Source organism: Actinobacillus delphinicola (assembly GCF_900638385.1).
GTDB classification, from domain to species: Bacteria; Pseudomonadota; Gammaproteobacteria; order Enterobacterales; family Pasteurellaceae; genus Actinobacillus_C; species Actinobacillus_C delphinicola.
In genome coordinates, this window is the sequence record NZ_LR134510.1 from 1678325 (window position 1) to 1692199 (window position 13875).

Below are 13875 nucleotides of genomic sequence, written 5' to 3' on the forward strand. Positions count from 1 at the left end.
CTTATGCGTAAAGTGGGTTAATGCGGTCTGCATCGATACCATATTTAGCAATTGCATCTGCGATAACTTGTTTTTCAACTTTACCTTCTTTAGCAAGTGCAGAAAGTGCAGCAATTACAACATGGTGAGCGTTCACTTCGAAGTGTTCACGTAAGTTTTCACGGCTGTCAGAACGACCGAAACCGTCAGTACCTAATACAGTGTAGTTTGTAGTTGGTACGAATGCACGGATTTGTTCTGGGAATAGTTTCACGTAGTCAGTTGCAACGATAGCTGGAGCATCGTTCATTACTTGAGTTACGTATGGAACACGTGGAGTTTCTGTTGGGTGTAACATGTTCCAACGAACAGTTGTTTCACCTTCACGTGCTGCTTCAGTAAATGAAGTTGCACTATAAACATCAGAGCTAATACCGTAGTCTTTAGCCAATAATTGAGCAGCTTCACGAACGTGACGTAAGATAGAACCAGAACCAAGTAATTGAACTTTACCTTTTTCTTTACCTTCTGATTTAACAGTTTCAAATTTGTAAAGACCTTTACGAATACCTTCTTCAGCACCTGCTGGCATTGCTGGTTGATCGTAAGTTTCGTTTAAGGTTGTGATGTAGTAGTAAACATTTTCTTGTTCTGGACCATACATACGGCGGATACCGTCTTGGATGATTACTGGAACTTCAAATGCGAATGCTGGATCGTAAGATACACAGTTAGGGATGATAGAAGATTGAATATGGCTGTGACCATCTTCGTGTTGTAAACCTTCACCATTTAATGTTGTACGACCAGAAGTACCACCGATCATGAAACCACGTGCTAATTGGTCACCTGCTAACCACATTAAGTCACCAACACGTTGGAAACCGAACATAGAGTAGTAAACGAAGAATGGAATCATTGGAACATCATTTACAGAGTAAGATGTTGCTGCTGCGATCCAAGATGCTGTTGCACCTTGTTCATTGATACCTTCTTGTAGAACTTGACCATCAGTTGCTTCACGGTAGTAAGCTACTTGATCACGGTCTTGTGGAACGTAAGTTTGACCGTTCGGGTTGTAGATACCGATTTGACGGAATAAACCTTCCATACCGAATGTACGAGCTTCATCCGCTACGATTGGAACGATATGTTGTCCAAGACCTTGTTTTTTCAATAGAATATTTAAAGTACGAACGAACGCCATAGTAGTAGAAATTGGGCGAGCTTGTGCTTCAAATAATTGAGAGAATTCTTCTAACGCAGGAACGTCTAATTGTTGTGTAAAGCGTGGTAAACGGCTTGGTACATAACCTTTTAATTCGTTACGACGTGCGTGTAAGTATTTGTATTCTTCAGAATCTTCTTGGAAAGTGATGTATGGAAGTTTTTCAACTTCTTCATCAGTTAAGTTAATGTTGAAGAAATCACGGATGTGTTTAACGCTGTCCATGTTAAGTTTTTTAACTTGGTGAGCAATGTTACGACCTTCAGCCGCAGCACCCATACCGTAACCTTTAACAGTGTGCATAAGGATAACACATGGTTGACCTTTAACTTCTTTCGCTGCTTTATATGCTGCGAATACTTTAAGTGGATCGTGACCACCACGAGTTAAAGTAGAAAGTTCTTCATCAGTCATGTCTGCAACTAATGCAGCAGTTTCTGGGTAACGACCGAAGAAGTGTTCACGCATGTATGCAGGATCTTTAGAAGAAATAGTTTGGTAGTCACCATCTACAACTTCCATCATAAGTTGCATTAATTTACCGCTTGTATCTTTCGCGAATAATGCATCCCATTTGCTGCTCCAAAGAACTTTGATAACTTTCCAGCCAGCGCCAGTGAAGTTAGCTTCAAGTTCTTGAACGATTTTGCTGTTACCAGTAACAGGACCGTCAAGACGTTGTAAGTTACAGTTGATAACAAATACTAAGTTATCAAGTTTTTCACGTGCAGCGAATGCTAAAGCACCACGTGATTCTACTTCGTCCATTTCACCGTCACCTAAGTAAGCGTAAACGGTTTGTTCGCTAGTATCTTTTAAGTTACGGTTATGTAAGTATTTTAAGAAACGAGCTTGGTAGATTGCGTTCAATGGTCCAAGACCCATAGAAACGGTAGAGAATTGCCAGAAATCAGGCATTAATTTAGGGTGTGGGTAAGAAGAAAGACCTTTACCGTGAACTTCTTGACGGAAGTTATCCATTTGTTCTTGAGTTAAGCGACCTTCAACGAATGCACGTGCGTACATACCCGGTGCACTGTGACCTTGGAAGTAAACTAAGTCACCGCCATCTTTTTCGTTACGTGCACGGAAAATGTGGTTGTAAGCAACTTCATAAAGTGTTGCTTCAGATTGATAAGTTGCGATATGACCACCGAGTTCTAAATCTTTTTTAGATGCACGAAGAACCATCATCACCGCATTCCAACGAATCGCAGCACGGATACGTTTTTCTAAATCTAAGTTACCTGGATATTGTGGTTGTTCTGAAACAGGAATGGTATTGATGTAGTCTGTAGTAAGACCAGAAGGTAGAGAAACAGCTTGTGTGCGGGCGTGTTGCATGAGTTGTTCGATGATGTATTGGGCTCTTTCTGTACCTTCCTCACGAATAACTGAGTCAATAGCTAATAACCAATCTTGAGTTTCGACTGGATCTACGTCATTTCTTAATGTATCTGACATAGTCTTTTCCTTTTTTGTTAAAAAGTTAATGATATGTTTAATTAAAAAATTAAACGGTGGAGTAAACTGAATAATTATTGTACAAATTAACGTAAAAACTTAGCAAATGTAAATATAAAGTTAATTTTAAGTACTCGGTCTGCTATTCTAGTACGAAAACTTAGAAAGTGCGACACCTTTTGTAAGTAATGATAGAAAAATACAATGTTAATTATGTTACATTCGAATAAAAAACACGCAAAATGTTTGTAACTTGATAAAATTCTATGTCATAAATTGATTTAGAACAGATAAAATTACCTTATGCCTAAATAATAAGGAACAAAAAATGCAAAAGAATGAACTAGGTTCGACAATTGATCTTGCACAAAATTTGATAAAACGACCAAGTATTAGCCCAAATGATGCGGGTTGCCAAGAAATCTTAAAAACACGCTTATGTAAAAAAGGATTTCAGATAACTGATTTACATTTTGATGATACGCATAATTTATGGGCAACGCATGGGCATGGCGAACCAGTTTTTGTTTTTGCAGGGCATACGGATGTCGTACCTGTTGGCGATGAGAGTCAATGGCACACGCCCCCGTTTTCGGGAGAAATTATTGGCGATCGTTTATTTGGGCGTGGTGCAGCGGATATGAAAGGCTCACTTGCCGCCATGATTGTTGCTGCTGAAAATTTTGTAACAGCCCATCCAAATCATAACGGAACCGTTGCTTTTCTAATTACTTCAGATGAAGAAGATAGTGGTAAGAATGGGACAAAACGAGTGGTGGAGTGGCTTATCGAAAATCAACAGCCTGTCACTTATTGTTTAGTTGGCGAACCGAGCAGCACAGAAAAACTCGGTGATGTTGTAAAAAATGGACGACGTGGTTCTTTAATTGGTTATTTACGGATTTTTGGTATTCAAGGGCATGTTGCTTATCCGCATTTAGCGGAGAACCCAATTCATCGTGTGCTTCCTTTCTTGACGCAACTTGTAAATTATGAATGGGATCAAGGTAATGAATTTTTTCCAAAAACGAGTTTGCAAATCACTAACATTCATGCAGGGCAGGGGAGTACAAATGTCATTCCGCCTTATGTAGATATTCAATTTAATTTACGTTACAGTTCTGAATTGAATCACGAAATAATTGAAAATATCGTTGAAACTTTATTAAAAGAAAATGCATTAAAATATGAAATAAAATGGCATTTATCAGGGAAACCTTTCTTTACTGCACCAGGGCGTTTTACAAATGCTGTAAAAAATGCTGTAAAAAATGTGACACAGGTTGAAAGTGAATTAAATACCACTGGCGGAACCTCGGACGGACGGTTTATCGCACAAACAGGCGCTGAGGTGGTTGAATTAGGTCCGATTAATGCCCTTATTCATAAAGTGAATGAGTGGACAAGTTGTGAGGATCTCATTAAATTGGAAAAAATCTATCAAATGATTTTAGAAGATTTGCTATCTAAGTGAGGTTATGATGCAAAAAAATCATGCTATTTTAACGGGAAAAACACGCTCACATTTAATGCCATTAGAAAAAGAGGGGCATTATTTACAACCTGAGGTAGCAGATGCATTTAAAAAATTGCAGCAAGCAGCAAAGAAAGCGGGCTTTAATTTACAACCAGCAAGCAGTTTTCGTGATTTTGAACGCCAAAAGGTGATTTGGAATGCAAAATTTACTGGACAACGTAAGGTTCATGATGATACAAGTACGCCCGTTAATCTCAATGTGTTAAATGACTGGCAGAAATGCCAAGCGATTTTGCGTTGGTCAGCCTTACCAGGATTGAGTCGCCATCATTGGGGAACGGAAATAGATATTTATGATCCCGAATTATTACCACAAGACAAAACATTACAATTAGAACCCTGGGAATACGAAAAAGGTGGGTATTTTTATCCATTAACAGAATGGTTAAAAGAACACGCCCCAAAATTCGGATTTTCTTTTTGTTTTCTTGATCTACCTGAGCAATATTTATTTGGGCGTGAACCGTGGCACTTAACTTATTTTCCATTATCCCAAAAACTTGCTCAGCAAATGAATAAACAAGTATTATTAGATGCATGGGACAATGATGAGCTAGCGGGTAAAGAAACGCTAGTCACTCATTTAGATGAAATTTTTACTCACTACTTTATTAAAGGATAAAAACAAAAAATGAAGAAAAAGTTATTATTAAGTACTGCACTTTTTTTTGCGGGCTTAGTACAAGCAAATAACATTCACCTTAACCAGCCTTTACCCGCAGTAACAGTAACTGATTCTGGGGAAGTAACATTACAAGATGGCAAAATCGGTCATAAACCATGGTATAGCCAAGAATTAAAAGGTAAAGTGCGAGTATTACAACACATTGCTGGACGTGTAAGCGCACAAAAAATGAATAACGATTTAATGGTTCTTTTAGGAAAAGAAAAATTGAATCCTAAAAATTATCAAACAACAACAATTATCAATGGTGATGATGAAATGTTTGGTACTGGATTTTTAATTGAACGTGCTGTAAATAATGGTAAAAAAGATCATCCAGGTACGCAAGTTGTGATGGATAACAAAGGTGTTGTGAAAAAAGCATGGGATCTAAAACCAGAAGATAGTTTGATTGTTGTATTGGATAAAGCTGGAAAAGTGCGCTTCGTAAATGAAGGTAAACTCACCCAAGCACAGATCAAGGAAGTTCTTGATTTAACACAAAAATTACAATAAGTAGCATTTATAGCAAAAACGAATATAAATTTGCCTGTTTTTTTTAATTAAAAACAGGCAAATTTTTTTTAACATTTTAAAATAATTTTGTTAAACTCCGCGACCCGTTATTACAATTTAGCGAAAAAACATAAGATAGTAGAAAAAGTATTTAAACCCCTAATTTTTATATGACTTTTTGAGTAATTTGCTGGCTGAGTTTATGAAAAAAGGGCAGATGTTAGGTGAGATAATAACAAATGGACAAAATTACCTAACCTTATAATTTTTAAAATAATTTTCTATTTATTTTTTTGAGATTGCCATAATTATCAGCAAAGGCGTTATTTTTATGTGATTATAATCACATTTTTAACATTTGCATTACACTAAACTTACAAAATGGATTACAATCTCGCCCAGATTAGTTTTTTATTTATCTTTAACTATTAAATGGAGCTTATATGGCACTTTTTTTGAGTATCTTTCCCATTGTTTTACTCATTTATTTAATGGTAAAACGTAAGGCGTGGCCTTCATATGTTGCACTTCCATGGATTGCAGCAGTTATTTTGATTATCCAATTGGTGTATTTCCAAACGGATATCGTAACTGTAAGTGCAAACATCATGTCAGCATTAATCGCTGTACAAACACCGATTACTGTTATCTTTGGTGCGATTTTATTTAACCGTTTCTGTGATGTTTCTGGTGTAACAGATACATTACGTAAGTGGTTAGGTCACATTAATCCAAATCCAGTCGCACAATTGATGATTATCGGTTGGGCTTTTGCCTTCATGATCGAAGGGGCGAGTGGTTTTGGTACACCAGCTGCGATCGCTGCACCAATTCTTGTTGGTTTAGGTTTTCCACCATTACGTGTTGCAATGCTTGCACTTGTAATGAACTCTGTACCAGTTTCTTTCGGTGCGGTAGGTACACCAACTTGGTTCGGTTTTGCACCATTAAATCTTCCAACACATGAAATTCTACAAGTAGGTGCGATTAGTGCAACTATCCACGCATTTGCATCTATCGTTATTCCAGTAATGGCATTACGTTTCATCGTAAGTTGGCAACAAATTCGTAAAAATATCGTATTTATCTACATTAGTGTTTTCGCTTGTGTAATTCCTTACGTATTAATTGCATTTGTAAACTATGAATTCCCTGCATTAGTTGGTGGTGCGGTTGGTCTATTTATCTCTGTATGGGCGGCTAATAAAGGTTGGGGTCTTGAAAAAGATGAAAGCCACACTGAAGCAAGTGCTGTAACAGGTAAAGCATTAACTAAAGCACTTTTCCCTACAGGATTATTAATTTTTATCCTTATCATTACTCGTATTAAACAACTTCCATTCAAAGGTATGTTAAATGATGCGACTCACTGGGTAGGGGTTCAATTAGGTTCATTAGGTTACTTTGATGTAAGTAAAGGTTTAGTATTAAGTTTAAATCATATCTTCGGTACAAACATTACTTCTAGTTATAAACTTTTATATGTACCAGCATTAATTCCATTTGTAATTACTGTATTAATTGCTGTACCAGTATTCGCACTTTCAGCAAAACAAACTGGCGCAATCTTTAAAGAAAGTTTACAACAAAGTCGTAACCCATTCTTGGCATTGGTTGGCGCATTAATTATGGTTAAATTAATGTTAGTAGGTGGTGATCACTCAATGGTTAAAATCATTGGTAAAAGTTTCGCAGAAGCAACAGGTCATTACTGGACATTATTTGCAGCATATTTAGGTGCTATTGGTTCATTCTTCTCAGGATCTAATACTGTATCTAACTTAACATTTGGTAGTGTTCAATTATCAACAGCACAAATGACAGGGCTATCTGCAACCTTAATCCTTGCATTACAATCAGTAGGTGGGGCAATGGGTAACATGGTATGTATCAATAATATCGTGGCAGTAAGTTCCGTATTAAATATTGATAATCAAGAAGGGACTATCATTAAGAAAACAATCGTTCCAATGATTGTTTACGGTATTATCGCAGCGGTTGTTGCATTAACTATAATTCCACTATTTTTTCATGTGTAATTAATGAAAAAAGAGTTGGCAAAATGTAAAAATAATGTAAAATTAGCAACCGTAACCCGCCATTTAAAAAAGATTAAATTCAAATGGTAGGAGTTTGTTTTAAAATATCTGCCGACGAGGTCGGCAGGTTATCACCATTTAACAATCCTTTTATATATTAAGGAGAGGATTATGAGTTTCGATATTAATGTGAAATATCCAAGCGTTGAATATTTACGCCGTCGTGCTAAACAACGTATGCCACGTTTTTCTTATGACTACTTATCAGAAGGTTGTAACGAAGATATCAATGTTCACAAAAATACTGCAGAAATTCGTGAAGTAGAAGTATTATCAAAATACATGACTGACTATCGCGAATCTTCAACCAAGAAAGAGCTATTTGGCGAAGTTTATGATGCACCATTCGGTATCAGTGCCGTTGGTTTACAAGGTTTAATGTGGCCGAATTGTTCTGAAATTCTTGCGAAAACTGCAAAAGATCACAACCTTCCATTCATGCTCTCAACTGTAACTACAATGAGCATTGAAGAATGTGCGAAAATCACAGATGGTCGTTTCTGGTTCCAACTTTACTATCCAAAAGACGATGAATATCGTAAAGATATCTTAAAACGTGCATGGGATAACGGCTGTCGTGTACTTTGCTTATTAGCAGACGTACCAACCTTCGGTTACCGTCCACGTGATATCTATAACGGTTTCGGTATGCCACCTGCAATGTATTTCCGTAATATCTTAAACGCAGCAACCAAACCAACTTGGGCAATTGAAACATTACAAAATGGTGTATTACCACGTTTCAAAACTCTTGAAAAATACATGAACAAAGGTATGGATCTTCGTCAATTAGGTATCTTCATGGATGACTTCTTTGATGGTAAATTAACTGTTGATCGTATCAAAGGTATTCAAGATATTTGGCCAGGTAAAATCGTTATCAAAGGTATGGCGAGCCCAGAAGATGCACAAACTGCATTAGATCTTAACCTTGACGGTGTTATCGTGTCTAACCACGGTGGTCGTCAATTAGATGCGGGTCCATCAAGTATCGCAACCTTAAAACCAATCCTTGACGTATTAAAAGGCAAAATGACCGTTATGATGGATAGTGGTATGCGCAGTGGTCCAGATATCGCAAACTGTATCGCAAGCGGTGCTGAATTCTGTTTCTTAGGTCGTGCTTGGATGTACGGTGTTGGTGCATTAGGTAAGAAAGGTGGTGACCAAGTTGCTCAAATCTTGAAACGCGAATTCTTACAAGTAATGCAACAATTGAACTGTGATAAAGTAGAAAACTTACCAGAATTCTTAATCAAACCTGCTAAATCAATCGAATTACCAGGTAAAGTTCAAAAATAATTTTTGAATATTTAGTAAAAAACAGGTCTTATGACCTGTTTTTTTATGCCTAAAAATCCCGCTTTCTCGTAATTATATCCGAAAATTTATTACCCTATCACTTGAAATCTTGGCTTTTATCTCCATATTAGTAAAACGTTTTACAATAAAAAGGATAAACAAATGACAACAATTGTCAGCGTTAGACGCAATGGTAAAGTCGTCGTCGGCGGCGATGGACAAGTTTCTTTAGGTAATACCGTCATGAAAGGTAATGCACGTAAAGTAAGACGCTTGTATAAAGGGAAAGTCCTTGCAGGATTCGCAGGGGGTACAGCAGACGCGTTTACACTTTTTGAGCTTTTTGAACGTAAGCTAGAAATGCATAACGGACACTTATTAAAAAGTGCTGTTGAATTAGCAAAAGACTGGCGTACTGACCGAGCTTTACGTAAGTTAGAAGCAATGTTGATCGTTGCAGACGAAACGGAAAGCCTTATCATCACAGGTATTGGTGATGTAGTACAACCAGAAGAAGATCAAATTTTAGCGATCGGCTCAGGTGGCAACTATGCACTTTCAGCTGCTCGTGCACTCGTAGAAAATACCGATCTATCAGCTCGTGAAATCGTAGAAAAATCTTTAAAAATTGCGGGCGATATCTGCGTATTCACTAACACAAACTTCACAATCGAAGAATTACCATAATTATAAGACTAATTTTGATGAACGAGGCTAAAAAAGATAGCCCACAAAATTAGAGTACGATTATAAAAATTATCATAACAATGAGCCCGCATCACAACGGGCTCGGTGAAAAAGGATAGAACTATGTCTGAAATGACACCAAGAGAGATTGTCTCTGAATTAGATAAACACATCATCGGACAAGCAAATGCAAAACGTGCCGTTGCCATTGCACTTCGCAACCGCTGGCGCCGTATGCAACTTCAAGAACCACTACGTCATGAAGTGACCCCAAAAAACATCCTTATGATTGGTCCAACTGGTGTGGGTAAAACTGAAATCGCACGCCGTTTAGCAAAATTAGCCAAAGCACCATTTATCAAAGTTGAGGCGACCAAATTTACCGAAGTAGGGTATGTAGGTAAAGAAGTGGACAGCATTATTCGTGACTTAACCGAGAGTGCCATGAATCTTGTTCGCCAGCACGAAATTGAAAAAAATAAAGTGCGTGCTGAACAATTGGCTGAAGAACGCGTTCTTGACGCATTATTACCGCCAGCGAAAGATCAATGGGGTAATGTAGAAAGTACTGATCCAAATAACGCAACACGCCAAGTTTTCCGTAAAAAATTACGTGAAGGACAACTTGATGATCGTGAAATCGAAATCGATGTTGCTTCACAAGGCATGAACGTAGAAATCATGACCCCACCAGGCATGGAAGAAATGACAAGCCAACTGCAATCTATGTTCCAAAACCTTTCTTCAGATAAAACTGAAAAACGCAAAATGAAAATCAAAGATGCGTTAAAAGTATTGATCGAAGAAGAAGCAGCAAAACTTATCAAACCTGAAGAATTAAAACAAAAAACCATTGATGCAGTAGAGCAAAATGGTATCGTTTTCATTGATGAAATTGATAAAATTTGTAAAAAAGGCGAATACAGCGGTGCAGACGTATCACGTGAAGGTGTACAACGTGACTTACTTCCATTAGTCGAAGGAACCACTGTAAACACCAAACACGGCATGGTAAAAACCGACCATATTTTATTCATCTGCTCAGGTGCGTTCCAAGTGTCACGCCCATCTGATCTTATCCCAGAATTACAAGGTCGTTTACCGATTCGTGTAGAACTTTCAGCATTAACTGCAGAAGATTTTGAACGCATCCTTACCGAACCAAATGCGTCACTAACTGAACAATACCAAGCATTAATGGCAACAGAAGGTGTGAGCATTACTTTCACTGAAGATGCAATCAAGAAAATTGCAGAAGCAGCATTCCATGTAAATGAAAAAACCGAAAATATCGGTGCACGTCGTTTACACACTGTAATGGAACGCCTCATGGATAAAATCTCTTTCGATGCAAGCGAAATGAATGGTCAAAGCGTAGAAATTGATGGCGCTTACGTCACCGACGCCCTTGATCTCGTTGTCGAAAACGAAGATTTAAGCCGCTTTATCTTATAAGCCAATACTTTCTTAATTTAAGAAAGCCAAAATAACCACGCCCCAATTTTCATAAAATTTTATGATTTTTGGGGCGTGGTATTTATGTGCTCAATTTTTAGTTGATTTAATGTGTATTATTGTTTACTATAATTACATTGCAAACTCACAGCAGCTCACAGACTATTGTACTATCTGTATCGGCGGTTGTGAGTTTTTTTATAAATTTATTTTATATAACTATTTGGAGTTAATTGTGAAAAAGGTAGCTATTTTATTTGATGGAGGATTTTTCTTTGCCAGGGTTTCCTATTTTCATAGGAGATATTTTTCAAAAACAAAATTAACAGAAAATACGTTGATCGATTTGTTTTGGAAAATTGTAAAATTTCACATTGAGAGAAAGCACGGGCAGCATATAGATAGGGAACCAATAGAATTATACCGTGTATACTACTATGATAGCCCACCTCTTGATAAGCAAGTAAAGTATCCACTCTGTGAAGATGGTTTAGTGACGCCTAGAGATAAAAACTTTAAAGCTGAACCTATGAATATTCTATGAAATAAATTCCATGAGCAATTAAAAGAAACACGAAAAACAGCTCTAAGAATGGGAACTTTACAAACGACAGACTGGCAGATAAAAGGCAATGTATTAAAAGAACTGAGAGTAGGAAAACGGAAGTGGGATAGTTTAACCAATGATGATTGGTATTACGAAGTTACACAAAAATCCGTTGATGTAAAATTAGGAATGGATATTACGATACTGGCTTATGAAAAATTAGTAGATACTATGGTCTTAATTGCAGGGGATAGTGATTTTGTTCCTGCCGCAAAACAAGCGAGAATAAAAGGTATTGATTTTATCTTAAATCCTTTAAAACAGCGGATCTCACCATCATTATCGGAACATGTTGATGGAATACAGTCATTTAATATTGGTGTAGCCTTGACTGAAATATTTAAATGTGACCCTGAGGGGAATCCTGATTGGTGGGAAGAATTTAAACAACACATTGAGCTAAATAAGAAGAAAAAGAGAAGAACAGGAAAAAATCTAAGAGAGATCGGGCGAGGTAATGTTAAAAAATGTTACTTTCTTGCCTAAGCAAGAAAGTAACGGAGTAGTATTAATTAATTTTCAAACAACGCATCGATAAACTCTTCGGCGTTGAATGGGCGGAGGTCTTCGATTTGTTCGCCGACGCCGATGTAGCGGATTGGGAGTTTAAATTGATCCGCGATAGCGAAGATAACCCCACCTTTTGCACTACCATCAAGTTTGGTGATATTGATTCCAGTTACGCCAACCGCTTCGTTAAAGAGTTTTGCTTGGCTAATTGCATTTTGACCTGTACCTGCATCAAGGGTGAGCATAATTTCGTGCGGTGCAGTTTCATCATATTTTTTCATAACACGCACAATTTTCTTAAGCTCATTCATCAAGTTATCTTTATTTTGTAAACGACCTGCGGTATCCGCAATAAGCACATCGATATTTTTTGCCGCAGCCGATTGCATCGCATCAAAAATAACAGAGGCAGAGTCAGAACCTGTTTTTTGTGCGATAACAGGAATATTATTGCGTTCGCCCCAAACTTGTAATTGTTCGACAGCCGCCGCACGGAAAGTATCCCCAGCTGCAAGCATCACCGATTTACCTTGTTGTTGGAATTGGCGAGCAAGTTTCCCGATAGTTGTGGTTTTACCCACACCATTCACACCAACCATTAAAATAACATAAGGTTTTTTACTTGAGTCAATTTCAAGTGGGGCAGAAACAGGCGCAATGATATCGCTTAATTCTTGTTTAAGTTGTTGATAAAGCAGATCGGCATCTTTCAATTGTTTACGGCTAGCGTGTTGGGTTAAGTTATTGATAATCTTAGTTGTTGTAGGTACGCCAATATCTGCAATCAGTAATTGTTCCTCTAATTCTTCAAACAAATCATCATCGATTTTTTTACCGCTAAATAACCCTTTAAAACCTGAACCGATATTTTGTTTAGTTTTGACTAAACCACGCACTAAACGGCTAAAGAAACCGCCACGACCTTTTGGTTTTTCTTGCGTTTTTTCTACAACAGGCTGTTCTTCAACAATCGCAGTTTCTTCTTCCGCAACAGGCTGTTCTTCAACAACCGCGGTTTCTTCTTTTGCAACAGGTTGTTCTTCAACAACCTCGGTTTCTTCTTCCGCAGTAGGCTGTTCTTCAACAACCGCAGGTTCTTCTTCCGCAACAGGCTGTTCTTCAACAACCGCCGTTTCTTCTTCCTCAGTAGGCCGTTCTTCAACAACCACAGGTTCTTCTTCCGCAGTAGGTTGTTCTTCCACAATCGCAGTTTCTTCTTCCGCAATAGGTTGTTCTTCAATAATCGCAGTTTCTTTTTCTGCAACAGGTTGCTCTTCAGCAACCGCAGTTTCTTCTTCTGCAACAGGTTGTTCTTCAGCAACCGCAGTTTCTTCTTCTGCAATAGGTTGTTCTTCAACAACCGCAGGTTCTTCTTCTACAACAGGTTGATTTTCAACAATCGGTGCTGTTTCGGATTCAACGATAGGTTGGTTTTCTGCAATAGTTGCTTTTTCTGCGTCAGATGATTCTTCAATAACCGCCGTTTCAGATTCAACAATAGGTTGTTCAGTAATCTCGTTTTCTTCTTGCGCCGTTGGTTTTTCTTCAACAATCACGGCTTTTTCTTGTGCGATAACTTTTTCTGCGACTTCAACATCTTCTTGTGCTGATGTCTGTGCTACAGGCGTAGTTTCTTGGGCAGCGAGTTCAGTTTCTACTTTTGTTTCAAGCTGTTGTTCGTCATTCGGGATATCTTTTGCTTTTTTCTTTCTACCGAATCCAAATAATGACCAGAAACCGCCTTTTTTGCTCTCATTTGACATAAAATAATCTCACTTTTGATTAAAAATTTTATTTATTTCCCAAATTCGTCAGGAAATCTATTAC

At 37.7% G+C, this 13875-nt stretch carries 11 protein-coding genes; 9 read left to right on the forward strand and 2 right to left on the reverse strand.

Annotated features, from left to right (window positions below):
* Position 1 precedes the first annotated feature (1 nt).
* Entirely contained in the window at positions 2–2671 is a 2670-nt protein-coding gene (gene aceE, locus EL259_RS07875; RefSeq protein WP_126600543.1) for a pyruvate dehydrogenase (acetyl-transferring), homodimeric type, read from the reverse strand.
* Between the two features lie 328 nt (positions 2672–2999).
* Between aceE and dapE the strand changes: the two genes are divergently transcribed.
* The 9 genes from dapE to EL259_RS08720 all read left to right on the forward strand — a co-directional run bounded on the left by dapE (position 3000) and on the right by EL259_RS08720 (position 12024).
* Positions 3000–4145, forward strand: coding sequence for a succinyl-diaminopimelate desuccinylase (dapE, locus tag EL259_RS07880; RefSeq protein WP_126600545.1), 1146 nt, complete (start codon positions 3000–3002; stop codon positions 4143–4145).
* A gap of 7 nt (positions 4146–4152) precedes the next feature.
* Complete coding sequence (locus EL259_RS07885; protein WP_126600930.1) at positions 4153–4830, forward strand: M15 family metallopeptidase; 678 nt, start codon at positions 4153–4155, stop codon at positions 4828–4830.
* Positions 4831–4839: 9 nt separating this feature from the next.
* Positions 4840–5388, forward strand: a complete 549-nt coding sequence (locus tag EL259_RS07890) for a YtfJ family protein (RefSeq protein WP_126600547.1) — start codon at positions 4840–4842, stop codon at positions 5386–5388.
* 443 nt (positions 5389–5831) lie between these two features.
* The gene (locus EL259_RS07895; RefSeq protein WP_126600550.1) at positions 5832–7427 is read left to right on the forward strand and encodes an L-lactate permease; all 1596 of its coding nucleotides are present in this window, start codon (positions 5832–5834) and stop codon (positions 7425–7427) included.
* Between the two features lie 171 nt (positions 7428–7598).
* The gene (locus EL259_RS07900) at positions 7599–8789 is read left to right on the forward strand and encodes an alpha-hydroxy acid oxidase (RefSeq protein ID WP_126600552.1); all 1191 of its coding nucleotides are present in this window, start codon (positions 7599–7601) and stop codon (positions 8787–8789) included.
* A 162-nt stretch (positions 8790–8951) separates the two neighbouring features.
* Positions 8952–9476, forward strand: a complete 525-nt coding sequence (gene hslV, locus EL259_RS07905) for an ATP-dependent protease subunit HslV (protein ID WP_126600554.1) — start codon at positions 8952–8954, stop codon at positions 9474–9476.
* A 123-nt stretch (positions 9477–9599) separates the two neighbouring features.
* Positions 9600–10931, forward strand: coding sequence for an HslU--HslV peptidase ATPase subunit (hslU, locus tag EL259_RS07910; protein ID WP_126600556.1), 1332 nt, complete (start codon positions 9600–9602; stop codon positions 10929–10931).
* A gap of 235 nt (positions 10932–11166) precedes the next feature.
* Positions 11167–11475, forward strand: a complete 309-nt coding sequence (locus tag EL259_RS08715) for a hypothetical protein (protein ID WP_232019040.1) — start codon at positions 11167–11169, stop codon at positions 11473–11475.
* Positions 11476–11523: 48 nt separating this feature from the next.
* Entirely contained in the window at positions 11524–12024 is a 501-nt protein-coding gene (locus tag EL259_RS08720; RefSeq protein ID WP_232019041.1) for an NYN domain-containing protein, read from the forward strand.
* 26 nt (positions 12025–12050) lie between these two features.
* On the opposite strand, the gene ftsY is transcribed toward EL259_RS08720, so the two are convergent.
* Positions 12051–13811, reverse strand: coding sequence for a signal recognition particle-docking protein FtsY (gene ftsY / locus EL259_RS07920; protein ID WP_126600558.1), 1761 nt, complete (start codon positions 13809–13811; stop codon positions 12051–12053).
* Positions 13812–13875 lie beyond the last annotated feature (64 nt).